This is a genomic window from Pseudosporangium ferrugineum, from assembly GCF_003002065.1.
Taxonomy (GTDB): Bacteria; Actinomycetota; Actinomycetes; order Mycobacteriales; family Micromonosporaceae; genus Actinoplanes; species Actinoplanes ferrugineus_A.
Genome location: NZ_PVZG01000018.1, coordinates 1 through 22,355 on the forward strand (window position 1 = coordinate 1; position 22,355 = coordinate 22,355).

The window sequence follows — 22,355 nt, forward strand, 5'->3', positions numbered from 1 at the left end:
ATTCGATGCCTCAAGCGGTATGTCGCCCGTGAGCTCTACCAACTCATCACCACAAACGATCTTGAACTCGCCGCTTGACATCCATAGGAGCATCCCGCATCGCGTCGCCAGCAGCCGTGCCGCGTGCTCCACGCTTGGTGCCGGGTGCCGGGTGCCGGGTGCCGGGTGCCGGGTGCTGCGGGCTTGGTGCCGGGTGCTGCGGGCGCCGTGCCGGGTGCTCCGGGAGTGATGCCGTCCGGCCCGGCTGCTTGCGGGTCCGGGCGGCTCGCGGTGGCGGAGCCCGGTCAGGCGTCGGGCAGGTCGCGCAGGCGCGGGACGGGGGAGACGAGGACGAACAGCACGCCGGTCACGGCGCCGGCCGTGCCGATCCACAGCGCCGCGTGCACGCCCAGCAACTCGCCGAGCAGTCCGCCGAGCAGTGCACCGACCGGGCGTACCCCGTAGTTGACCGTGCGCTGGGCGCCCTTGACCAGCGACAGACGGTGCAGCGGGGTGGCCGCCGTCTGCAGCGAGCCGACCCCGATGTCGAGGATCATCACGCCGAGCGAGGAGAGGAACTCCGCGGCGAGCAGCATGCCGAGCACCGCCGGCCGGGGGCCGTCGGCGAGCGGGATCAGGATCAGCGGGAGCGGGAACGCCACGTACCCGAGGACCACGACCGGGCCGATGCCGAACCGCCGGGTGAGCGGGCCGGTGACCGCCGCGCCGGCCAGTCCGCCGATGGCCGCGATGCCGAACAGGGCCCCGAGCAGGCCGGGCGAAATGCCCAGCACGGTCGTCACGTAGAGGATCAGCAGCGTGTGGAAGACGAAGTTGAAGAGGTTGATCACGGTGAGACCGAGCAGCAGCTGCCGCAGGATCGCGGACCGGGCGATGAACGCCAGGCCGGAGCCGATGCCGCGGCTGACGCCCTCCGGTCCGGAGCCGGCATTCTCCGGCGCGGCGATCCGGGTCAGCAGCAGGGCCGATCCGACGTACGACAGCGCGTCCGCCACCAGCGCGAACGGCGCGCTGATCGCCTGCACGAGGACGCCGCCCACGCTGGGGCCCGCCACGAACGACATGGCCCGGGCGCCGTTGGTCAGGGAGTTGGCGGCGATGTAGTCCGGCCGGCGGACCACGGACGCGAACAGGCTGCCGTCGGCGACCTCGTAGAAGACGGTGAGCGTGCCGATGGCGAACGACAGCAGGCAGAGGTGCCAGAGGTCCAGCACCCCGGCGAACGCCAGCGCCGGCACGATCATGAGCAGCGCGGCCCGCCCCAGGTCGGCACCGATCATCACCTTGCGCTTGTACGGCCGCCGGTCCACCCACGCCCCGGCGAGCAGCGACAGGAACAGGTTCGGCACCAGCGCCGCGGCGGTCAGGTAGCCCATCTCGGCCGCTCCGGCGCCGATCGTCAGCACGGCCAGGAGCGGGATCGCGATCAGCGAGATCTGGTCGCCGACCAGCGAGACGACGTGCGCGGACCAGTAATGCCGGAACACCCGGTCCCGCAGCAGCGCGCGTGCGCGCCCCGGCGGGGCGCCGGCGGTCACGGCGCGCCGTGCTCGGGCGTACGAATCACCAACTGCACGACAGCGACCGGCCTGTCCCGGTACGGCTCCACCAGGGCCTCACGTCCTAGAGAATGCTTGAGAAACGACGCTCCAGCAATCCGGGGGTCACTCTTCCCGTGTGCTCGGCGGCGTGTTCCCGCAGCGCGGGGGTGTGGCGGATAGCGTGCGGGCAGAGGCCGGGCGTCCATTCCCGGCCTCGGAACGGGAGCAGCATGCGGCGCATCGCGTTCGGGTCCCAGGTGTGCGGGCGTCTCGAGGAGGGCGCCGCGCGTGAGTGGCTGGTCGCCGACGGCCTGGGCGGTTACGCCATGGGGACCGTCAGCGGGCTGCGGACGCGGCGCTACCACGGGTTGCTGGTCGTGGCCGGGGCGACACCGGCGCAGCGGCATCTGGGGCTGGTCTCGCTCGATCCGGTCGTCACCCTCGCCTCGGGGGCCGTCGTGCGGCTCGGCACGCACGAGTGGGCCGACGGCGCCGTCGTGCCTCGGGGGTATGCGCTGCTGTCCGGGTTCGAGCTGGTCGACGGGTTGCCGCGGTGGCGGTGGCGGGTCGGCGACGTGGTGCTGGAGCGGGAGCTGGCGATGGCGCACGGGGCCGGCGGCCTCGCGGTGGTGCACCGGCTGCTCACCGGCGGGCCGGTCAGCCTGCGTCTCGAAGTGCTCTGCACGTGGCGGGACGTGCACGGGGAGCGGACGGCGGGCGGGCCCGCGCCGGTCGTCGAGGAGGTCGACGGCGGGTGCGTCGTCGAGGGGGCGTACCGGTTGCGCGGGCCGGAGTTCCGCGGCGCCGGTGAGTGGTTCCGCGGGGTGCGGCATCGCGAGGAGGCGGCGCGCGGGCTCACCCCCACCGAGGATCTCTGGTACGCGGGCAGCTTCCAGACCCATCTGCGCCAGGCCGGAGCCATCGCGGCCGTGTCGGCGTGGGCGGGGGAGCTCGCCGAGGTCCCGGAGCCCGCCGAGGACGTCGTCGCGGCCGCGCGTACCAGGAACAGGGCCGTCGTGGCAGCGGCCGCACCGGCCGACGACGCCCAGGCGACGCTGGCGCTGGCGGCCGACGCGTTCGTGGTCCGGACGCCCGCCGGCCCGGACGTGGTCGCCGGGTATCCGTGGTTCGGTGCCTGGTCGCGGGACACCATGATCAGTTACGAGGGGTTGTTCCTGGCGACCGGGCGGGAGTCGCTGGGCCGGTCGCTGCTGCGGGGTTACGCGGCCACGTTGTCGCGGGGCATGCTGGCGAACACCGCGGACACCGGCCGCGTCGAGTACAACACCGTCGACGGCACGCTGTGGTTCCTGCACGCGGTCGGGCGGCATGTGGCGCTGACCGGGGACACCGACCTGGCCGCCGAGCTGCTGCCGGCGCTGCGGTCGGTGGTCGACGCCCACCTGGCCGGCACCCGCTTCGGCATCGGCGTGGATCCCGCCGACGGGCTGCTGCGCGCGGGCGCCGAGGGCGCGGCGCTGACCTGGATGGACGCCCGGGTCGACGGGGTGCCGGTGACACCGCGTACGGGAAAGCCGGTCGAGGTCAACGCCCTGTGGGTCAACGGCCTGGCCATGGTGATCAAGCTTGCCTGGCAGGCGCGGACGAACGCGGGGGCGGCCACCCGGGCCCATCCGGCGGCGCTGGCGTCGTTCGCGCGGCGGTTCCCGGCCGGCGGCGGGCTGCTCCACGACGTGGTCGACGGTCCGGGCGGCGACGGGCTGCGCCCCAACCAGCTGCTGGCCTGGTCGCTGCCGTACGCGCCGCTGCGCCCGGAGCCGGCGGCCCTGCAGACGATAGGTGCGGCGCTGATGACCCCGCTGGGCCCGCGCAGTCTCGCGCCCGGGTCGCCCGGTTACCGCGGCAGTCATCGCGGCACGCCGGCGGAGCGGGACTCGGCGTACCACTCGGGCACGGTGTGGCCCTGGCTGACGGGGGCGTACGTCACCGCGTGGGCCCGGCTCGGGGTGTCGGCGGAGCAGACCCTGTCCGACGCCGACGGCCACCTCGGCGAGTACGGCCTGGGTTCGGTCTCGGAGACGGCCGACGGCGACGCGCCGCACGGCGCCACGGGCTGTCCGTTCCAGGCCTGGTCCGTCGCGGAGGCGTTGCGCGCCCGACGGCCGACAAAACCATAACAAAAGCCGTGGCGGTAGGGTGCAGCTCGTGCCGGCATCCGACTACGTGACGAACCTGCGCGCCAAGGTGGGCCACGACCTGGTCATGTTCCCGACCGTCAGCGCCGTCGTGCTCAACGACCGCGGGGAGGTCCTGCTCGGGCAGCGCAGCGACAACCACCGCTGGGCGCTCATCGCCGGGCTGATCGATCCGGGCGAACAGCCCGCCGAGGCGCTGGTCCGGGAGGTGCTGGAGGAGACCGCCGTGCAGGTCAAGGTCGAGCGCCTGGCCGGGATCGCGCTGCACGAGGTCACCTATCCGAACGGCGACCACTGCCACATGGTCAACACGTGGTTCCGCTGCCGGGCGATCGGCGGTGAGGCGCGGGTCAACGACGCCGAGTCGATCGCGGTCGGCTGGTTCGCGCTGGACGACCTGCCCGAGCTGACCCCGTTCGCCCTCCAGCGCATCCGCACCGCCCTCGACGACGGCGCCCCGGCCTGGTTCGCCCAGCCCGGCGAGTCGATCGACGGCGTCCCGCCCCGGTAGCGGTCAGCCGAGCCAGCCGGGCCGGATCAGGCCGGCCTCGTACGCGAGCACCACCAGCTGCGCCCGGTCGCGCGCGCCGAGCTTGACCATCGTCCGGCTCACGTGGGTCTTCGCCGTCGCCGGGCTGATCAGCAGCCGGGCCGCGATCTCGTCGTTGGACAGCCCCTCGCCGACCAGCACCATCACCTCCCGCTCCCGGTCGGTGAGCTGCGCCAGCGTGCGGGTCACCCCGTCCGGCGGGGTGACCGGCCGGCCCCGCCCGCCGGGGGCGGCGAACTCGCCGATCACCCGCCTGGTCACGCTGGGCGACAGCAGCGCGTCGCCGGCCGCGACCGCCCGGATGCCGCGCAGCAGCTCGACCGGCTCGGTGTCCTTGACCAGGAAACCGGAGGCTCCCGTACGGAGGGCCTCGAACACGTACTCGTCGAGCTCGAACGTGGTGAGGATGACGACCCGGGTGGCGGCGAGGCCGGGGTCGGCGGCGATGCGGCGGGTCGCCTCGAGCCCGTCGACGCCGGGCATGCGGATGTCCATGAGGACCACGTCGGGGCGGGTCTCGGTGGTCAGGCGTACGGCCGCGAGCCCGTCGCCCGCCTCGGCGACCACCTCGATGTCCGGTTCGGCGTCGAGCAGGGCCCGGAAGCCCGCCCGCACCAGCGCCTGATCGTCGGCCAGCAGGACGGTGATCACGGTTCTCCCTCGGTGGTCGCCGGGGTGGGCAGGGTGGTCGCCACGAGGTAACCGCCCTCCGGCAGCGGGCCCGCGCTCAGCGTTCCGCCCAGGCTCTCCGCGCGGGCGCGCATGCCGGCGATGCCCGACCCGGTGCCGTCCGGTTCGTCCGTGGCGGCGCCGTCGTTGCGGATGCGCAGGCGCAGCTCGCCCGGGGCGTACTCGATCGCGATGTCGGCGGTGCTCGCCGCGGCGTGGCGGCGGACGTTGGTCAGGGCCTCCTGGACGATCCGGTACGCGGCCCGGTCCACCTCCGCCGGCAGGGGCCGCCTGGGTCCGGTCGTGGCGGTGCGCACCGGCAGGCCGGCGTCCGCGGTCAGGTCGTCGAGGCGGTCCAGGCCGAGCGCCGGCTGCCGCGGCGCGGCCTCCTCGTCGGGGCGGAGCACGCCGAGCACCGCGCGCACCTCGCGGAGCGCCTCCGCGCTGGCCGTCTTGATCGCGGTGAGGGCCTCACGGGCCTGTTCCGGCCGGTTGTCCATGAGGTGCAGCCCCACCCCGGCCTGCACGTTGATCAGCGACAGGTGGTGGCCGAGCACGTCGTGCAGCTCGCGGGCGATGCGCAACCGCTCGTCGGAGGCCTGGCGCCGTTCCTGCTCCTCCTTCGCGCGGGCCCGGGCGGCGTGCACCTTGGTCAGCTCGGCCAGGTACGCCGACCGGGCCCGGGCCGCGCCGCCGAGGAACATCATGAGGGCCGCCGCGAGCGCGAGGGTCAGGGCGTCGCGCAGGTCCGGCCGGACGTCCTCGGGCACCCCGAGCGGGCCGGCCAGGAACCGGGTGACCGTGAGGTACGCGGCGTACAGGGCGGCGGTGACGGCGGCCGCGGGACGTGCCCGGCCGGCCTTCACGGCGGCGTACAGGGCCATGGCGGGCGCGACGGCGTAGGTCCCGGACGGCGGGAGCAGGACGCCGACGCCGAGGCTCGCCGTGCCCGCCGCCGCGAGCACGGCCACCGGCACCCGGTCGCGCAGGATGAGCGTCAGCGGCCCGAGCAGCAGCAGCGCCGCCGCGACGATGCCGGCCGGGCGATCGAGGGCCGTGGCGTGCTTCCAGTCGCCGAGGACGTGGAAGCCCAGCGCGATGACGACCGCCGCCCGCGCTCTCCGCTGAGCCGACCCCCAGGGCCGCGGAGACTGCCAGGACCCCGGCGGCCGCAACGAATGCGGCGACGGCCAGGCGCGCTGGTGGCTGCGGGGGTGTCGCACGGTTCCGACGCTACGGCACCCCCGCGCGGCCGGGCATCGCCGTGCGGAGGGGTGATCGTCTACGCCCCGGGAGGCAGCCGCGCCGGGTGGCGTACTCCCGCGGGCGTACGCCGGTGCCGGCCTCGACGTGCCCGGCGATTGTCCCTCGTGAGAGGGACAGCCGGCGTCCGCCCCGGGGTGATGGCCGCCGACGGGATTTTCCGTAGCTTTCCTCCACGTCGGTGCGCCTGGGCGCCGCGAACCTCGAGGGAGCGCGAATGGCAGTCAGGGACACACAGGAAACGAGCCGGATCGGTCTGCATCGCCGGCCCTGGCCGATCGGGGTCCGGTTGCTGGTCCTGCTGGCGTTCTTCGCGGTGCTCGACGTCGGTTTCGCCGGGCTCAACGTGACCGCCGCGGTCACCCCGGCCGGCGGGCTGGCCGTCGGCGTCGCGACGGCGGCGACCGCCCTCCTGCTGTACGGCAAGGTGGTGGGCCGGCTGGAGCGGCGGGCGACGCCGGAGATCGCGCTGAGAGCGCTCGTGCCCCAGACGGCTCGTGGCGTGGCCCTCGGGATCGGGCTCTTCGCGCTCAGCATCCTGCTGATCTTCATCTGCGACGGCTACCGCGCCTCCTGGGGCTCGGTATCCGACATGGCGGCCACCGCGGGACTGATGATCGGCATCGCCACCTGTGAGGAGCTGCTGTTCCGCGGTGTGCTGTTCCGGATCGTCGAGGAGCGCGCGGGCACCCTCGTGGCGGCGATCGCCTCCAGCGCGGTGTTCGGCGCGGTGCACCTGGTCAATCCGGAGGCGACGGTGTGGGGCGCGTTCGCCATCGCGGTCGAGATGGGTCTGCTGACCGCGGGCTGCTTCGCGCTCACCCGCCGGCTGTGGCTGCCGATCGGCTTTCATCTGGGCTGGAACTTCGCCCAGTCCGGCATCTTCGGCGCCACCGTGTCGGGCTCGGACGGCACTGCCGGAGGCCTGCTGCGGGGCGTGACGCAGGGACCCGTGCTCGTCAGCGGTGGCGCCTTCGGTCCCGAGGCCAGCGTCTTCGCCGTCCTGGTCGGGGGCCTCGCCGGAGGCGCGATGCTCGCCCTGGCCCGGCGCCGGGGCAGGTGGCGCTCAGGGCTCGTCGTTCATCAGGCCGCCGCGGTGGGCCAGCACGACAGCCTGCACCCGGTCGCGGAGGTCGAGCTTGGTGAGAATGCGCGAGACGTACGTCTTCACGGTCTGCAGCGTGATCGCCAGCTCCTCGGCGATCTCGGCGTTGGCGAGGCCGCGGGCCATCAGCCGCAACACCTCGAGTTCGCGGGGGGCCAGGACGTCGAACGGGCCGGGACCCGTGGGCACCGTGGGCCGGAGGCGGTCGGCGAAACGGCCGATCAGGGCTTTCGTCACGGCGGGTGACAGCAGCGCGTCGCCCTGGGTCACGGTCCGCACGCCCTGGACGAGCTCGGCCAGCGGGGTGTCCTTGAGCAGGAACCCACTGGCCCCGGCTCGCAGCGCGCGATAGACGTACTCGTCGATGTTGAAGGTCGTGACCACGAGCACCTTCGGGGCATCCGGCACCCCCGGGCCGGCGATGCGCCGGGTGACCTCGATGCCGTCCATCAACGGCATCTGGATGTCCATGATCACGACGTCCGGCCGGAGCCGGGCGGCGGCCTCGAGCGCCTGGGGTCCGTCGGCCGCCTCACCGACGACCACCATGTCCGGCTGGGCGTTGAGCACCATGACATAGCCGGCCCGGATAAGTTCCTGGTCCTCGCAGATCAGCACCCGGATCGTCACGTCGGAATCCTCGCATGCAGCCGGAAGCCACCGTCCGGCAACGGCGCCGCGCTCACCGAGCCGCCCAGCGCGCCGACCCGGTCCCGCAGCCCCGAGAGTCCACGGCCGCCGGAGAGACCGCCGATCGCCGTCCCCGCCGGATTGGTCACCTCGACCCGCACGTCATCCTCGCCCCGGCTGACCCGGACCGCGGTGCGCTGCCCGGCGGCGTACTTGGCCGCATTGGTCAGACCCTCCTGGACCACCCGGTAGGCGACGAGCTGCACGGTGGCGGGCAGGGAGCGCAGGTCGGCGTCCTCCACCAGCGTCGCCGGTTGCGCGTTGCGCTCGACGAGGTCCCGGATGCTGCGCGGCTCCTCCAGGACATCGAGCAGCGCGCGCAGCTCGGACAGGGCTCGCCGGCCGGTGTCCTCGATGGTCGCCAGTGCCGGGCCGGCGACCTCCGGTGCGGCCACCATCCGGGCCGCGTCGGCCTGCACGACGATCGCGGTGACGTGATGGGTGACCACGTCGTGCAGCTCACGGGCGATGCGGGCGCGTTCCTCGGCGGTGGCGGCGGCCTCGGCGCGCTGCCTGCGGGCCACCTCGTCGGCGCGGTGCCGCCGGACGTACGCGCCGAGCACCCACAACGGGGAGAGCATCAGCGCGAAGCCGGCCAGGTCGGCCGGATCGCTGGGCGAGCCGAGCCGGTGCACGATCAGCGCCAGCACCGCGTACGCCGCCACCAGGGTGATCGCGATGGCTGCCCGGAAGCGCCGCTGGTGCGCCGCGACCGAATAGATCGCGAGGTAGACGGTCACCGTGCTGAACTGTGGCGGATAGGCGAACGCCTGGTACAGGGCCCAGGAGGTGCCGACGACGGCCAGGCAGGCGGCGGGCCACCGGGTGCGCACGGCGAGCGGCACCGTCTGCGCGAGCACGAGCACCAGCGCGAAAGCGTCGGCCGGCCGCTGCGGAAGGTCGCCGAACTGCGAACCCATCGTGGCCATCCACGGCACGAACGCCAGCGCCGTGAAAGCGGCGGCGAGCAAAGGATCCATGGTCACCCGCCGCACGGGGCAGAGTGTATGTCCCTCCTGCGAGGGGTGATCTTCTGCGCCCCCGGGAGGCAGCCGGGCCGGCCGGCGTACTCCCCGGGGCGTACGCCGGTGCCGGCGGGTGCGCCGCTCGCCGCGTACGCCGATGCTCCGCCGGGGCGACGCGGCCCGGCGCCGGACCGGCCACGCTGGGATGCAGCAACCGCCACGCCCCAGGAGGTCAGCATGTATCCGAACGAACTCGCCCGGCCCGCCACCGGCGCCCGGGTCCGCACCTCGGACGCCGAGCGCGAGCAGGTGGCCGTGATCCTGCGGGCCGCCATGACCGAGGGCCGGTTGACGCTGGAGGAGGGCGAGGAGCGGCTCGGCGGCGTGTACGCGGCCAAGTTCCGCGACGAACTCGCCCCGCTCACCGCCGACCTGCCCGGCGGCGGGCGGCGGGCGCTGCTGGAGACGCCGCAGGCCCGCGCCGCGACACGCCGGGACCTGCGCCGCCACGCCGGCTACGTGGCGTTCGTGGTGGTGGTGCTGACCGGGCTGTGGGCGCTCTCGGGCGCGCACTTCTTCTGGCCCGCGATTCCGCTCGCGTTCCTGGTCATCGGCCTGATGCGGCATGCCCGGCTGGGCCCCGGATACCGGCACCCGCACTACCGCCGGCACGCCGCGCCGTGGGTCGCCCCGGACCATCGGTGATCTTGAACACTCTACTGTAGACGTGGCGGTCGTTGCCCGCCCCCTGCCCCGATGCGACAGTGAACGGCCAACGGGGGAGGGGTGGGCACGACCATGATGGGTCCGTCGCACGCGCTGTCGGGCGCGTCCGTCTGGCTGGCCGGAAGCTGGGCTCTGGACCATTTCGCCGGGTACGCCCAGAGTCCGCTCGCCGTGGCGGTCGGTACCACGGTCTGCGCGGGCGGGGCGCTCTTCCCCGACCTGGACCTGTCCGGCAAGGTGACCCGCAACCAGGGCGGCGCCACGGTGGCCCGGACGTTCGGCGTGTTCTCGCTGTTCGTCGCCGAGGTGGTCGAGAAGGTCTCGCTCGGCGTCTACACGGCGACCAAGCTGAGCAAGGATCCGCGCCGCAACAACGGCCACCGGACGTTCACGCACACCCTCCCGTTCGCCGGTCTCGTCGGGTGGGGCACGACCACGCTCGCCGCCACGTACGGAAAATGGGCGGTCGTCGCGATCGTCTTCCTCATGGCCGGCCTCGCGCTGCGCGGGCTGTTCGACCGGTGGGCCGAGCGGGCCGGCTGGCTCATCGTGACCCTGGCCTCCGGCGTGATCGCCTGGTTCACGGCCGCGAACCTGCCGGGCGACCGCGGCTATCCGATGCTCGGCTTCGCGGCCGGGGTGGGCTGCGTGGTGCACCTCTTCGGCGACATGATCACCAAGAACGGCGTGCCGATCCTCTGGCCGATCCCGATCGGGCGGCGGATGTGGCGCATGGTCGGCGTGCCGAACCGGATGGCGGTCAAGGTCGGCGGACGCGGCGAGACGCTCGGGCTGCGCCTGCTGTTCACCACCGTCGCCGTGCTCGCCGTGCTGGGCATGTTCGCGCCCCGCGTGCTCAGCGACCTCGACCTGGAGAAATGGGCCGGAGGCTGACGTCGGCTAGGGTGCGGGGGTGGGGGTGAGCGACGGCGGGGCGGCGGAGCGCGAGCGGCTGGCGCAGGCCGACTCCGGCGAGCAGCCCTGGCGGGCCTGGGGGCCGTACGTGGCCGAGCGGGCCTGGGGCACGGTGCGGGAGGACTACAGCGAGCACGGCACCGCCTGGGACTACTTCCCGCACGATCACGCGCGCTCCCGGGCGTACCGGTGGAACGACGACGGCATGGCCGGAGTCTGCGACGACCGGCAGACGTTCTGCTTCGCGCTGGCGCTCTGGAACGGCCGCGACCCGATCCTCAAGGAGCGGATGTTCGGCCTCGGCGGCGACGGCGGCAACCACGGCGAGGACGCCAAGGAGTACTGGTGGTACCAGGACTCCACGCCCACGCACTCGTGGATGACCTGGCGCTACCACTACCCGCAGAGCCCCTTTCCGTACGACGAACTGGTCGCGGTCAACGGCCGCCGCTCCCGCGAGGAGCCCGAGTACGAGCTGGTCGACACCGGCGTCTTCGACGACGACCGGTTCTGGGCGGTGACCGTCGACTACGCGAAGGCCGCGCCGCGCGACCTGTGCATGGTGATCACGGTTGCCAACCGCGGGCCGGACGAGGCGACCCTGCACGTCCTGCCCACCCTCTGGTTCCGCAACACCTGGTCGTGGGGCCTGCCGAACCGCGCGGTGCCGGTCCTGACCGGTACGCCGGGCCGGCTCGCCGGGGAGCACCGCAGCCTGGGCCACCTCACGCTGGCCGGCGAGGGCGAGCCGGAAGCGCTGATGTGCGACAACGAGACCAACTCGCAGCGGCTGTGGGGGCTGCCCGGCACGAGCATGTTCCCCAAGGACGGCATCAACGACTTCATCGTGGGCGGCGCGCCCACCGTCAACCCGGCCGGCGTCGGCACCAAGGGCGCGCTGCACTACGAGATCACCCTCGGGCCGGGGGAGAGCCGGCAGATCCGGCTGCGCCTCACCGAGACCGACGAGCCGGCCCGGCCCGACCTCGGCGACGGCTTCGCCGCGGTGGTCGGGGCCCGCCGGTCGGAGGCGGACGCGTACTTCGCCGACGTGATCCCGGCGGCGGCCTCCGCGGAGGAGGCGGCCGTCGCCCGGCAGGGCATCGCCGGGCTGATGTGGGGCAAGCAGTTCTACCACTTCGACGTCAAGCAGTGGCTGCACGGCGACCCCGGCTCCGCGCCGCCGCCACCGGGACGGCGTTACGGGCGCAACCACGCCTGGTGGCACATGAACAGCTTCGACGTCATCTCGATGCCGGACCCGTGGGAGTACCCCTGGTACGCGGCCTGGGACCTGGCGTTCCACTGCGTCTCGATCGCCCGGGTCGATCCGGGGTTCGCCAAGTCGCAGCTGCTGCTGTTGCTCCGCGAGTGGTACATGCACCCCAACGGCCAGATTCCCGCGTACGAGTGGGCGTTCGGTGACGTGAACCCGCCGGTGCACGCGTGGGCGGCGCTGCGCGTCTTCGAGATCGACGGCGGGCGCGACCACGACTTCCTCGCCCGCGTCATGCAGAAGCTGCTGCTGAACTTCACCTGGTGGGTCAACCGCAAGGACGTCGGCGGCAACAACGTCTTCGAGGGCGGCTTCCTCGGCCTGGACAACGTGGGCCCGTTCGACCGCTCGGCGGCCCTGCCCGTCGCCGGCGTGCTCGAGCAGTCCGACGGCACCGGCTGGATGGCCATGTACGCCCTGAACCTCCTCGACATGTCGATCCGCCTCGCGCTGCACGACCGCACGTACGAGGACATGGCGACGAAGTTCTTCGAGCATTTCGCGTACATCGCGGAGGCGGCGTACCGGCAGGGGCTCTGGGACGACGAGGACTGCTTCTTCTACGACGTGCTGCGCCTGCCCGACGGCCACCGGATGCCGCTCAAGGCCCGCTCGATCGTCGGCCTGCTCCCGCTCGCGGCGACCACCCGGCTCAGCGCGGGCACCCTGCACCGCCTCCCCGAGCTCGGCGCCCGGCTGCGCTGGCTGCTCGCCAACCAGAGCGACTACGCCGACGTGATCAGCGCCCGGCGGCTCTCCCCGGACGGCCGCCAGCAGCGGCTGCTGTCCATGGTGGGCCAGGACCAGCTGGTGCGGATCCTGGCCCGGATGCTCGACCCCGAGGAATTCCTGTCCCCGTACGGCCTGAGAACCCTCTCCCGCTCGCACCTGGAGAAGCCGTTCAGGGTGTCGCTCGGCGGCTCGGACTTCACGGTCGGCTACGAGCCGGCGGAGAGCACCAGCGGCCTGTTCGGCGGCAACTCCAACTGGCGCGGCCCGGTCTGGATGCCGGTCAACTACCTCCTGATCGAGGCCCTCCGCGAATTCGCCGCCTTCTTCGGCGACGACCTGATGGTCGAATACCCGACGGGCGCCCAGACCAAGATGCCCCTGAGCCGCGTGGCCGACGACCTCTCCCGCCGCCTGATCTCCCTGTTCGTCCCCGACTCCTGGGGCCGCCGCCCCATCTACGGCGCCAGCGACCTCTTCCAGAACCACCCGGACTGGAAGGACCTGATCGCCTTCCCGGAATACTTCCACGGCGACAACGGCGCCGGCCTGGGCGCGTGGCACCAGACCGGCTGGACCGCCCTGGTCGTCGACCTCATCCTCACCCTGCACCGCCCCTAGACTCGGCCCATGGACCCGGCCGCCGCACGCTTCGCCGCGGCCCGCGTGGCCCGCCTCGCCACCGTCACCCCCGACGGCGCCCCGCACCTCGTGCCGATCGTGTTCGCCCTGGTCGAAGACGTGATCCACACCGCCGTCGACGGCAAGCCCAAACGCCACCGCGGCCTGCGGCGGCTGACCAACATCGCCCACGACCCGCGCGTGAGCGTGCTGGCCGACCACTACGACGAGGACTGGTCGGCCCTCTGGTGGGTCCGCGCGGACGGCGTGGCCACGGTGACCGACGAACCGGAGCCGGCCCTGATCGCCCGCTACCCGCAGTACCGCACGACCCCGCCGCCCGGCCCGTACCTGCGCATCCGGGTGCAGCGCTGGACGTCTTGGGCGGCTCAGGTGCAGGTCAAGGAGTAATCGACCGTCCGGGACCGCTGCCCGGCGCCGGGTGCGGACGCGATGAGGGTCATCGTGCCGTGGACGTGGTCGCCGGGCTTGCCGGTGAGCGGAATCTGCCGGGTCACCGTGCGCTTGCGGGCGGGGGTGACCTCCTTGCTGATCGGGTCACTGCTCACCTCCGCCGGATCCCAGCTGGTGGTGACGGTGGTGGTCCGGTCCACCTCGACCGTGCCGGTGAACCGCACCACCCGGCCCTGCCCGCACCGCACGTCCCCGTAGTCCGGCGACGCCTCGAGCCCGAGCGTCAGCCTCACGGGGTCCGGACGCGGCGACTCCACGACCGGCCGTGCCGGCGACGTCCGCGTCGTGGGCGGCGTCCGGGACGGCGTCGGCGCCGGCGCTTCCGCCCCCTGCCCCGGGCCGGCGGGACGGGTCGTCGCCCGGGTGGTGGGTGCCGGCGGCCGGCTGCTCCTCTGCGGTGTCACGCGCAGGGTAGGGGAAGCGCTGAGGCTCGGCAGCGGATCCGGGCGCGGAACGTGCCGCTGCCCGGTCCAGATCCGGGGAACGGCCATGACGACCAGGACCCCGGCGATGAGCAGGACGAGTCCCATGGCGCGAAGGGTGGCGACGAGGTGCGCCAGCCTGATCTGGAGTCTCAGCCGCGACACGCGCAGGCGCCCGCCCGGCATCAGGCCCGCTTCGTCCGGGGGATCAGCGCCGAGGTCCGTTCCCGCACCTCGTCGAGCACCTGCTCGAGCGTCCTGACCAGCAGCCACTGCTCGCGCTTCGCGGGCGGGAGCCGGTGCAGCTCGGGCAGGTGGTCCAGGGCCTCCCGGAAGGATCTGTCCACGAGCCGCTCCGCGGTGCCCCGGTATCCGGCCGCGTCCCCCGGCGACGGGCTCAGCCGGCCGGCCGCCTCGGTGATCAGCCGTCCCCGGCACCCTTGCAGGTCGTCCCACCATCCGGTGTCGAGCCGGGCCTTGAAGTCGTCCAGGCGGGCCGCCACGTCGATCCGGGCCTCCAGCTCCTGGTGCTGGCGTTCCCGGACGGCGCGCAGGACGGCGTCCGTTTCCGTGCTGGCGTCCATGGTCAGTGCTCCTTGATCAGCCGTTTGAGTTTGGCGCTGCCCCGCCGGCGGGCTCTGCGGACCTCGACCTCGGTCATGCCGGTGAGTTCCGCCGTCTCGGCGACGCTGTAGCCGTCCATCTCCCAGGCCATCGCCGCCCGCTCCGGCCAGGGCAGGCGCCGGAGCAGGTCGAGCGCGTCGTCACGCCAGTCCGGCTCCGCGTCGTGCCGGCTTCGTTCGGCCCCGGTCAGGGGCCAGCGGCGAGGGGTACGCCGGCTCTGCCGGACCTCGCGAGCCACCACGGTGCGCAGCCACCCCGCCGGGTTGCCGACCCGGGACCAGGCGATGTGCAGCGACAGGAACGCCTCCTGGGCGGCGTCCTCCGCGTCGCCCGGGCTCGCCCCGAGCCGCTGGGCGAACGCGACCAGGGGCCGGTACTCCTTCAGGTAGGTCTCGTCGAATCCGAACCGAGGGTCGTCGTGCATCAGGACCGTTCTTCCTCTGTGCCGGTGATCGCGCACCGGCAGTGGCCACCCGTTAACGAGCCGTCGTGGTCCGCGGTGATCGTCAGGAGGGTGACGGCGGCCGCGACGGTGACCGCGACGACCGCCGAGTGGGTGGCCAGGTAGGCCGAGGCGACCGAGCCGGCGACCACGGGCACGATCTCAGGGAGGCGCATACGAACTCCGTTCCGCTTGCGTGCACTTACACCTGGTATGTGCGGAATCGGAGGGTCTCGGACGGTTCTGTCACCTGTGCGGGGGACGGCTGCCTAGCTACTCCTGAGTACGGCAACTCAGGATCGGGGGCGGGCCGGCCGCGAGGATCATCGCGTGACCTCGTATCCGTGCCCGTTCTGCCGTACCGAAGCCTCCCTGGCCGCCGGCTGCCCCGGCTGTGGCCGCGGCCCGGACCCCGACGCCGCCGAGGTGGTCCGCCTCGACGCCGAGATTCCGGTGCTGACCGCCCGGCTCGCCACCGCCCGGGAGGCCGTGACCGCCGCCGACGCGGCGTTGCGGCGGGCCTGGGTCGGGCGGGAGGCCGCCGCGGCCCGGGTGCGGGCCGCCGTCGCCGCCGCGGTGAAGGCCGCACCCCGGCCGTCGCACGCTCCCGCGATGACCGCGCCGGTGACCACGGCGACCGCCGAGGCGTCGGCGCGGGTCATGACCGAGACCTCGACCCGGCTCGTGCAGAACACCCTGTTCACGCTCGGCGGGCTGCTGCTCGCCGTGGCCGCGATCGTCTTCACCGCGGTGGCCTGGTCGCAGTTCGGGGTGCGGGGCCGGGCCGGGCTGCTCGCGGCCGTCACCGTGGTGGCGCTGGCCGCGCCGCTCGCCGCGCTGCGCCGGCGGCTGAGCGCGACCGCGGAGACGTTCGCCGCCGTCGGGCTGCTGCTGGTCCTGCTCGACGGGTACGCGGCCTGGTACGTCAACCTGTTCGGCATCGCGGACTACTCGGCGTGGGGATACGCGGGGGCGGTGTGCGCGGTGACCGCCGCCGTCGCCGCCGGCTACGAGCACGTCACCGGGCTCATCGGGCCCCGCTTCGCCGCGCTGCTCGTCGCCCAGCCGGTGCTGCCGCTGCTGGTCGCGCCGTTCCACCCGGACGCCGCGGGGTGGGCGTACACCCTCAGCGCCGTGGCCCTGGTCGACCTGGCCGTGATCCACCTGCGCCGGTCCACGCTGAGCCCGCTGGGGATCGCCGCGTACGCGCTGGGCGGCCTGGCCGTGTTCGTCTCCGGGATCTTCGCCCTGGTCGCGCTCGCGGTGTCCGGCACCACCGCGGAGGCCGCCGTGGCCGCGTCCGCGCTGGTCGTCGCCGCCCTCGTGGTGCTCGCCGGGGCGCTGGGTTCGCCGGTGGGGGCCGCGCGGGCCGGCGCCGGAGCCCTCGTCGTCGTGGCGTCCGTGGTGGCGGCCGGCCGCCTGGTCGCCGTCGCCGGCGGTTCCCGCCTCGCCCCGGTGCTGATCGCGCTGGTGGTGGCGGTCGCGGCCGTGGTGGTCCGGCTGCTGCCCGCTCCGGTACGCGTCGGCCCGCGGCTCGGCGCCCTCGTCGTCCTCGCCCCGGCGGCCCTGGTGACCGCGCTCGCCACGGCGGCGGCCGTGGTCACCGGCGACGCGGACTGGCGGCTGCCGGTGGTGATCGTCGTGCTGACCGCGGGGGCGGCGGTGCTGCTGCCGTACCGGGCGGTGGCGCTGGTGGGTGCCGCGGTGCTGGCGCTCGCGCTGCCCGCCGGGCTCGGGCTGGCGTGGTGGGCGGCGGCCCCGATCGACCTGGCCGTGGCGGTCGCCGCCCTGCTGTTCGTGGCGCGCGGCATGCGCGGGGCGGCCGGCGTCGCCGTGCTGCTCACCGCGCATGCGGTCGTGGTCGCCTGGGCCGAGCCCGGGGTGGCCGCCGCGACGCTGGCCGCGGTGGCGGGCCTCGGGGGAGTGACCGCGTGGCGAGGGCCGCGATGGATCGGGGGTGCGGCCCTCGCCACCGGTCTCGTGTCGTTCGCGGCGGCCGGCTGGCAGGGCGCGGCGGCGCTGGCCTGGTCGCCCGCCGCGCAGAGCCGGGTGGTGCTGGCCTCGGCCGCGATCCTGGTCGCGGCGCTGTACCCGATCCGCCGCGACCGGCCGTGGGCGACGGCGGCGGCGCTGCTCGTGACCGGGTCCGCCCCGCTCGGCGCGCTGGCCGCGGGCGACGTGCCGGCCGTCCACGCCGCCACCGGCCTCGCGCTGATCGCGGCGGCGGTGCCGGCCTACGACCGGACGAGCGCGTGGTGGGCCGGGACCGTCGCGGCGCTGCTCGGCGCCGGTTGGCTGGCCGGGGTGGCGGACGGCCTGCTCACGGTCTTCGCCGGTCCGTGGCTGCACGCCGGCGCCCGCTGGAGCGGCCACGTGAGCTGGGCCGACGTCGCCGCGACGGCGATCGTCGCGGCTGCCGCCGGGATCGGCGCGCGCCTGCTGCGGGGCTGGGGCGCGGCGGCCTGGTCCGTCACGCCGGTGGTCGCGGTCACCGTCGTTCTCGGTACGGCCGCCCTGCGCGTCCCGTGGCCCGGCGTACCCGCGGCGGCGCTGCTCACCGGGCTCGGCGGCCTGCTCGCGGCGGCGCTGTGGGGTACCGCCCGGCGGGCCGCGGGGCTGGTGCCGGTGGCGGCCGGGCTGCTCGGCGCGGCGCTGGCGGGAGCCGTGGCCACGGACGCGGCGACGCTGGCCGGGTTCGGCGCCACGGTGGTCGCCGGTGCGGTCGCTGGCGCCGGCGGCCGGGAGCTCGCCGCGCGGATCACCGGCTGGCTGGCGGCGGCCTCGTCGGCGTTCGTGGTGGCGTACACCGCGGGGCGCGCGGCGGCGCTGCCGGTCGAGGTCACGGCGTTCGTCGTGCTGGCCGCCGCGGCGGTCGTGCTGGCCGTCGGGGTGCTGCTGCGGCGCCCGGTGGAGAGCCGGGTCGTGCAGGCGGCGGCGCACGGCGGTGCCCTCGTCGCGCTGCTGCTGACCGCCGGCTCCGTCCGCTACGCGGCCGCCGTGTGCACCTTCTGGGGGCTCGCCCTCGGTCTGCGCGCCCTGGTCCGGGGCGCGGGCGGGCGGCGCGCGCACGTGGTCGCGGCGGCGTCGGCCGAGTTGGGCGGGTGGTGGCTGCTGCTCGCCGCGGAACAGGTCGCGGTCGTGGAGGCGTACACGATCCCGGCGGCGGCCGTGGCCCTGCTGGCCGGCCGGCTCGCCCGCCGGACCGGACCGGTGCCGAGCTGGATCGGCTACGGCCCGGCGCTGGCGGCCGGCCTGCTGCCCACCCTGGCCTCGGTCCTCGGCGGCGAAGGCGACCCCCTGCGCCGGCTCCTGCTCGGCACGGCGGCGCTGGCGGTCCTGCTCGCCGGGGCCCACGCCCGGCTACAGGCCCCGGTCGTCGCCGGCGGCGCGGTCCTGACCCTGGTGGCCCTGCACGAACTGATCCTGGTCTGGGACCTCCTGCCCCGCTGGATCCCCCTGGCCGCGGCGGGCCTGCTCCTGGTCGGCCTGGCAATGACCCTGGAACGCCGCCGCCGCGACCTGCACCGCGTCCGCGCCGCCCTGATCCGGATGACCTGAGCCGGGAGCCCGGCCGCGGGCGGGTCAGCGGCCGGTGGTGCCGTCGATGAGTTCCCGGCGCGGCCGGCGTGACGGACCGTCTCGCTCGGTCAGCTCCGGCGTCACGCCTCGCGGACGATGGCCTCCGCCACCCGGTGGAGTTCGCGCTGGTCGGGCACGAAGCCGGCGGCGATGTCCTGGTGCAGGCCGGACTTCGTCTCGTCGAGCAGCTCGGTGGCGACCTCCTCCACGGGCTCGCCGGAGTAGTCGTGGGCGATGCGGTCGGTGGCGGCCTGCAACGCGGACGTGAGCTGCTCCTCGAGCGGGCCCCGGAGCTTCTCCGCGACCGGGCTCAGGCTGCTCGGGTCCAGAGTGATGTGCGGCTCGACCATGGCGGGCTCCCCCCGTACGACGGCTGACGGCGCGTCGCCTGTACCCCGTGGCGGCGCGCCGTCAAACGCGGTGGGTCAGGATCGGCCCCTTTTGAGTTCGAAGAAGGTGGCACCTCCTACGTTCCCGCACCGACGGCCCGGCTGCGCTGGTCGATTCCGAGGTTCCCGTACGGATAGTCGGGCGCCCCGGGGTCGCTCGCCGTGTCGAGGGCCGTGGTCTCGGCCTCGTCGAGGTGCAGGCCGGCGGCGCGCAGGTTGGTGTCGAGCTGCTCGACCGTACGGGCGCCGAGAATCGTCGACGCGACGCCGGGGCGGTCGGTGACCCACGCCAGCGCCACCTCGGCCATGGAACTGCCGCGCGCCTCCGCGATCCGCTGCACGGCGTCGATGACGGTCCACGCGCGCTCGGTCCCGCGCCGCTCCCACGCCTCCATGCCGCGCTCGGGGTTCTCGCCCAGCCGGGTCGCCCCCGACGGCCGCTGGTCGCGCCGGTACTTCCCGGAGAGCCAGCCGCCGCCGAGCGGGCTCCACGGCAGCAGCCCCAGCCCGGCGTCGAGCGCGGCGGGGACGATCTCCCGCTCGATCTCCCGTACCAGCAGGCTGTACTGCGGCTGCAGGGTGATCGGCGCGGCGAGGCCCAGCGCCCGCGCCAGGTGCACGGCCTTGGTGAGCTGCCAGCCGGTGAAGTTGGAGAACCCGTAGTAGCGGATCTTCCCGGCCCGTACGAAGCCGTCCAGGGTGCGGAGCGTCTCCTCGAGCGGCGTCACCGGATCCCACGAGTGCGCCTGGTAGAGGTCGACGCTGTCCAGCCCGAGCCGGTCCAGCGAGGCGTCGAGGGCCCGGGTGAGGTGCCGCGCGGACAGCCCCAGCCCGTTCGCGTCCTCCGCGGTCCGGAACCGGCCCTTGGTGGCCAGCACGATCCGCTCGGTGAGGCCGGCCGGCCGGTCCGCGAACCAGCGCCCGATGGTCCGCTCGGACTCGCCTCCGGCGTACACGTCGGCGGTGTCGACCAGGGTGCCCCCCGCCTCGGCGAAGCGGTCGAGCTGAGCGTGCGAGACCTTCTCGTCGGACTCGGCGCCGAAGGTCATGGTGCCCAGGCAGAGACTCGAGACGGCGCAGCCACTGCGCCCCAGGGTGCGGTACTCCATCCCTGCAACGTACGCCCACGGCGGCGTCCCCGCCGCCCGGTGACGGACGCGGGTCGTTCAGGCGCTCCGAGGCGCCGGGACCGTCAGGATCGCGCTCGCGACGAGGTCGAAGAGGTGGTCCGAGCGGGACGCGAGCGCGGGCTGGTCGCCGAGCCAGGCGAGCGCCCCGGCCAGCGCGAACAGGTCGGTGCCGTCCATGTCCCGCCGCGCGGCGCCCGCTGCCTGGGCGCGGGCGAGGAGCCGCGCGCCCGCCGCGCGCACCCCGGCGCAGGACGCGTGCAGGGCGGACTCCGGGTTGTCGATGGCGGCCACCATCGATGCCACCACATCCCGGTAGCTGCGGGTGAACGCCACGACGTCGCGCAGCCAGGACGCCAGCGCGTCGCCGGGGGAGTCCGCCGTCTCGAGGGCCCGGGCCCGCGCGGTGAAGTCGTCGAAGCCGGTCCGCAGCAGCGCCTCGAGCAGGGCCTCCCGGGTGGGGAAGTGGCGGTACAGCGTGCCGAGGCCGACGCCGGCCTGGCGGGCGATGTCGCGCAGCGACGCGGTGGCGCCCTGCTCGGTCACGACCCCGTCGGCGACCGCGAGGAGCTGGTCGTAGTTCTTCCGGGCATCAGCGCGCACGGGCACCCCCTTGACATTCGGAGCACTGCTCCAGATATATTCGGAGCACTGCTCCGGAGAGCTTAACCGATGACCGGGAGGATGGCCCATGCCCACGATGAAGGCCGTACGGCTGCACGAACACGGCGGCCCCGAGGTGCTGCGCTACGACGAGGTGCCGGTGCCCGAGCCGAAACCGGACGAGGTGCTCGTCCGGGTCCACGCGGCGGGCGTCAACCCGCCCGACTGGTACTTCCGGGAGGGCATGCCCGACGTGCCGCCCGAGCTGAGGCCCACCTTCCACCTGCCGCTGATCCCGGGCACCGACGTGTCCGGGGTCGTCGAGGCGGCCGGCGCCGGGGTGGACGGCTTCGCCGCCGGCGACGAGGTCTTCGGCCTGCTGCGCTTCCCCGATCCCGGCGCCGACGCGTACGCCGAGTACGTCGTGGCCCGGGCGTCCGACCTCGCCCGCAAGCCCGCCGCCATCGACCACGTCCACGCCGCGGGGGTGCCCATGGCCGGGCTCACCGCATGGCAGTACCTGATCGAGCTCGGCCACGACCACCCGTCGCCGTTCCAGGCGGCCCGGCATCGCCCGATGCCGCTCGGGCCCGGCGTGACGGTGCTGGTCAACGGCGCCGCGGGCGGGGTGGGGCACTTCGCGGTGCAGCTGGCGAAGTGGAAGGGCGCCCGCGTGATCGCGGTGGCCTCCGGCGGCCACGAGTCGTTCCTGCGCGAGCTGGGCGCCGACGAGTTCATCGACTACACGACAAGCCGCCCCGAGGAGGTCGCGCACGACGTCGATCTCGTCCTCGACACCGTCGGCGGTCCCGGCAGCCGGCGCTTCCTGCGGACGCTGCGGCCCGGCGGGGCCCTGTACCCAGTCTACTTCGCCGAGATCGACCCCGCAGAGGCGGCGGAGAAGAAGATCACGGTCACGGCCACCCAGGTACGCGCGAACGGCGCGCAGCTCGCCGAGCTCGGCAGCCTGCTCGAGGCGGGCACGCTCCGGGTCCGCCTCGACAGCACGTACGCGCTCGCGGACGCCCGGAAGGCGCACGAACGAGCCGCCCGCGGCCACCTCCAGGGCAAGATCGTGCTCGCGATATGAGCGCGGAGCTGTTCGCCGTCCAGCAGACGCCGGCGCGTTACGCCCTCGCCCTGGACCGGCACGACTACGCGGCCCTGGAGAGCGTCCTGACGGAGGACGCGAGCGGACGTTCGAGGGCGGCCCCGGACCGGTCACCGGGCGCGCGGCGATCCTCGACTTCGTCCGCGGGGCGGCGGCCGCGCAGACCGACCGGCGGCGGCACCACCTCGGCACCGTCCTCGTCGACCGGATGGACGCCGGGACGGCCGTGGTGCGGGCGTACCTGATGCTGACCTCCGACGACGGCCCGAGGCTGGTCGCGACCGGCGGCTACACGTTCACGCTCGTCCGCGACGGGGACAGCTGGCGGATCGCGAGCCTGACCCTCCGGCTGGACAGCGCCGCGTAGCGCCGTCCCCG

General features: G+C 74.3%; 20 protein-coding genes and 2 pseudogenes. 10 read left to right on the forward strand and 12 right to left on the reverse strand.

Features of this window, described 5'->3' with window-relative positions:
* Positions 1-284: 284 nt before the first annotated feature.
* Positions 285-1,538 (reverse strand): MFS transporter, encoded by a 1,254-nt coding sequence (locus CLV70_RS30115; RefSeq protein ID WP_106130009.1) that lies wholly within the window; start codon positions 1,536-1,538, stop codon positions 285-287.
* A gap of 233 nt (positions 1,539-1,771) precedes the next feature.
* Here CLV70_RS30115 and CLV70_RS30120 point away from each other — a divergent pair, with 233 nt between their 5' ends.
* Both CLV70_RS30120 and CLV70_RS30125 read left to right on the forward strand, forming a co-directional pair.
* Complete coding sequence (locus CLV70_RS30120; RefSeq protein ID WP_106130010.1) at positions 1,772-3,679, forward strand: amylo-alpha-1,6-glucosidase; 1,908 nt, start codon at positions 1,772-1,774, stop codon at positions 3,677-3,679.
* A gap of 28 nt (positions 3,680-3,707) precedes the next feature.
* Positions 3,708-4,208 carry an NUDIX hydrolase gene (locus tag CLV70_RS30125; RefSeq protein WP_106130109.1) on the forward strand — a complete coding sequence of 167 codons (501 nt, stop codon included), beginning with the start codon at positions 3,708-3,710 and terminating at the stop codon, positions 4,206-4,208.
* Positions 4,209-4,211: 3 nt separating this feature from the next.
* Here CLV70_RS30125 and CLV70_RS30130 read toward each other — a convergent pair whose 3' ends face one another.
* Together CLV70_RS30130 and CLV70_RS30135 are read right to left on the reverse strand one after the other, a co-directional pair.
* On the reverse strand, positions 4,212-4,898 hold the full coding sequence (locus CLV70_RS30130) for a response regulator (protein WP_106130011.1): 687 nt from the start codon (positions 4,896-4,898) through the stop codon (positions 4,212-4,214).
* Positions 4,895-6,139, reverse strand: coding sequence for a sensor histidine kinase (locus CLV70_RS30135; protein ID WP_245908545.1), 1,245 nt, complete (start codon positions 6,137-6,139; stop codon positions 4,895-4,897). Before CLV70_RS30135 ends, CLV70_RS30130 begins: the two co-directional genes overlap by 4 nt.
* Positions 6,140-6,771: 632 nt before the next feature.
* On the opposite strand from CLV70_RS30135, the pseudogene CLV70_RS41330 reads away from it, so the two are divergent.
* Positions 6,772-7,035 (forward strand): annotated as a pseudogene (locus tag CLV70_RS41330) (lysostaphin resistance A-like protein); the annotation flags it as partial.
* Positions 7,036-7,245: 210 nt separating this feature from the next.
* On the opposite strand, the gene CLV70_RS30145 reads toward CLV70_RS41330, so the two are convergent.
* Together CLV70_RS30145 and CLV70_RS30150 are read right to left on the reverse strand one after the other, a co-directional pair.
* Positions 7,246-7,914, reverse strand: coding sequence for a response regulator (locus CLV70_RS30145; protein WP_106130013.1), 669 nt, complete (start codon positions 7,912-7,914; stop codon positions 7,246-7,248).
* Positions 7,911-8,969 carry a sensor histidine kinase gene (locus CLV70_RS30150; RefSeq protein ID WP_211303941.1) on the reverse strand — a complete coding sequence of 353 codons (1,059 nt, stop codon included), beginning with the start codon at positions 8,967-8,969 and terminating at the stop codon, positions 7,911-7,913. Before CLV70_RS30150 ends, CLV70_RS30145 begins: the two co-directional genes overlap by 4 nt.
* A 12-nt stretch (positions 8,970-8,981) precedes the next feature.
* Between CLV70_RS30150 and CLV70_RS30155 the strand changes: the two genes are divergently transcribed.
* The 4 genes from CLV70_RS30155 (at position 8,982) to CLV70_RS30170 (ending at position 13,617) form a co-directional block, all read left to right on the forward strand.
* Positions 8,982-9,644, forward strand: a complete 663-nt coding sequence (locus CLV70_RS30155; RefSeq protein ID WP_245908546.1) for a DUF1707 SHOCT-like domain-containing protein — start codon at positions 8,982-8,984, stop codon at positions 9,642-9,644.
* Positions 9,645-9,737: 93 nt separating this feature from the next.
* Positions 9,738-10,559 (forward strand): metal-dependent hydrolase, encoded by an 822-nt coding sequence (locus CLV70_RS30160; RefSeq protein WP_106130110.1) that lies wholly within the window; start codon positions 9,738-9,740, stop codon positions 10,557-10,559.
* A gap of 19 nt (positions 10,560-10,578) precedes the next feature.
* Complete coding sequence (locus CLV70_RS30165) at positions 10,579-13,206, forward strand: MGH1-like glycoside hydrolase domain-containing protein (protein ID WP_245908547.1); 2,628 nt, start codon at positions 10,579-10,581, stop codon at positions 13,204-13,206.
* 9 nt (positions 13,207-13,215) lie between these two features.
* Positions 13,216-13,617, forward strand: coding sequence for a TIGR03668 family PPOX class F420-dependent oxidoreductase (locus CLV70_RS30170; RefSeq protein WP_106130017.1), 402 nt, complete (start codon positions 13,216-13,218; stop codon positions 13,615-13,617).
* On the opposite strand, the gene CLV70_RS30175 is transcribed toward CLV70_RS30170, so the two are convergent.
* Genes CLV70_RS30175 through CLV70_RS30190 form a run of 4 tightly spaced genes read right to left on the reverse strand, consistent with a single transcriptional unit; the run spans position 13,596 to position 15,344 of the window.
* Positions 13,596-14,288, reverse strand: a complete 693-nt coding sequence (locus CLV70_RS30175) for a hypothetical protein (protein ID WP_106130018.1) — start codon at positions 14,286-14,288, stop codon at positions 13,596-13,598. The two genes, CLV70_RS30170 and CLV70_RS30175, sit on opposite strands and share 22 nt — an antisense overlap.
* Entirely contained in the window at positions 14,288-14,686 is a 399-nt protein-coding gene (locus CLV70_RS30180; RefSeq protein ID WP_106130019.1) for a hypothetical protein, read from the reverse strand. Before CLV70_RS30180 ends, CLV70_RS30175 begins: the two co-directional genes overlap by 1 nt.
* A gap of 2 nt (positions 14,687-14,688) precedes the next feature.
* The gene (locus tag CLV70_RS30185; protein WP_106130020.1) at positions 14,689-15,150 is read right to left on the reverse strand and encodes an RNA polymerase sigma factor; all 462 of its coding nucleotides are present in this window, start codon (positions 15,148-15,150) and stop codon (positions 14,689-14,691) included.
* Complete coding sequence (locus CLV70_RS30190) at positions 15,150-15,344, reverse strand: hypothetical protein (RefSeq protein WP_106130021.1); 195 nt, start codon at positions 15,342-15,344, stop codon at positions 15,150-15,152. The genes CLV70_RS30185 and CLV70_RS30190 overlap by 1 nt, the downstream gene beginning before the upstream one ends.
* 154 nt (positions 15,345-15,498) lie before the next feature.
* On the opposite strand from CLV70_RS30190, the gene CLV70_RS39880 reads away from it, so the two are divergent.
* Complete coding sequence (locus tag CLV70_RS39880) at positions 15,499-18,726, forward strand: SCO7613 C-terminal domain-containing membrane protein (protein WP_106130022.1); 3,228 nt, start codon at positions 15,499-15,501, stop codon at positions 18,724-18,726.
* A 101-nt stretch (positions 18,727-18,827) separates the two neighbouring features.
* Here CLV70_RS39880 and CLV70_RS30200 read toward each other — a convergent pair whose 3' ends face one another.
* The 3 genes from CLV70_RS30200 to CLV70_RS30210 all read right to left on the reverse strand — a co-directional run bounded on the left by CLV70_RS30200 (position 18,828) and on the right by CLV70_RS30210 (position 20,866).
* On the reverse strand, positions 18,828-19,097 hold the full coding sequence (locus CLV70_RS30200) for a hypothetical protein (RefSeq protein WP_106130023.1): 270 nt from the start codon (positions 19,095-19,097) through the stop codon (positions 18,828-18,830).
* Positions 19,098-19,213: 116 nt separating this feature from the next.
* On the reverse strand, positions 19,214-20,245 hold the full coding sequence (locus tag CLV70_RS30205; protein WP_106130024.1) for an aldo/keto reductase: 1,032 nt from the start codon (positions 20,243-20,245) through the stop codon (positions 19,214-19,216).
* A 57-nt stretch (positions 20,246-20,302) separates the two neighbouring features.
* On the reverse strand, positions 20,303-20,866 hold the full coding sequence (locus tag CLV70_RS30210; RefSeq protein WP_106130025.1) for a TetR/AcrR family transcriptional regulator: 564 nt from the start codon (positions 20,864-20,866) through the stop codon (positions 20,303-20,305).
* Positions 20,867-20,954: 88 nt separating this feature from the next.
* Here CLV70_RS30210 and CLV70_RS30215 point away from each other — a divergent pair, with 88 nt between their 5' ends.
* A complete protein-coding gene (locus tag CLV70_RS30215) occupies positions 20,955-21,956 on the forward strand; it encodes an NADP-dependent oxidoreductase (RefSeq protein ID WP_245908548.1) in 1,002 nt (333 codons plus the stop codon).
* 127 nt (positions 21,957-22,083) lie between these two features.
* A pseudogene (locus CLV70_RS40540) lies at positions 22,084-22,344 on the forward strand (nuclear transport factor 2 family protein); the annotation flags it as partial.
* Positions 22,345-22,355 lie beyond the last annotated feature (11 nt).

What these genes read in the sequence shown, in the direction of transcription:
- CLV70_RS30120 (WP_106130010.1), top strand. Translation starts at nt 1,772, where the DNA reads ATGCGGCGCATCGCGTTCGGGTCCCAGGTGTGCGGGCGTCTCGAGGAG.
- CLV70_RS30155 (WP_245908546.1), top strand. Translation starts at nt 8,982, where the DNA reads ATGTCCCTCCTGCGAGGGGTGATCTTCTGCGCCCCCGGGAGGCAGCCG.
- CLV70_RS30160 (WP_106130110.1), top strand. Translation starts at nt 9,738, where the DNA reads ATGATGGGTCCGTCGCACGCGCTGTCGGGCGCGTCCGTCTGGCTGGCC.
- CLV70_RS30170 (WP_106130017.1), top strand. Translation starts at nt 13,216, where the DNA reads ATGGACCCGGCCGCCGCACGCTTCGCCGCGGCCCGCGTGGCCCGCCTC.
- CLV70_RS30175 (WP_106130018.1), bottom strand. Translation starts at nt 14,288, where the DNA reads ATGCCGGGCGGGCGCCTGCGCGTGTCGCGGCTGAGACTCCAGATCAGG.
- CLV70_RS30180 (WP_106130019.1), bottom strand. Translation starts at nt 14,686, where the DNA reads ATGGACGCCAGCACGGAAACGGACGCCGTCCTGCGCGCCGTCCGGGAA.
- CLV70_RS30185 (WP_106130020.1), bottom strand. Translation starts at nt 15,150, where the DNA reads ATGCACGACGACCCTCGGTTCGGATTCGACGAGACCTACCTGAAGGAG.
- CLV70_RS30190 (WP_106130021.1), bottom strand. Translation starts at nt 15,344, where the DNA reads ATGCGCCTCCCTGAGATCGTGCCCGTGGTCGCCGGCTCGGTCGCCTCG.
- CLV70_RS30200 (WP_106130023.1), bottom strand. Translation starts at nt 19,097, where the DNA reads ATGGTCGAGCCGCACATCACTCTGGACCCGAGCAGCCTGAGCCCGGTC.
- CLV70_RS30205 (WP_106130024.1), bottom strand. Translation starts at nt 20,245, where the DNA reads ATGGAGTACCGCACCCTGGGGCGCAGTGGCTGCGCCGTCTCGAGTCTC.
- CLV70_RS30215 (WP_245908548.1), top strand. Translation starts at nt 20,955, where the DNA reads ATGCCCACGATGAAGGCCGTACGGCTGCACGAACACGGCGGCCCCGAG.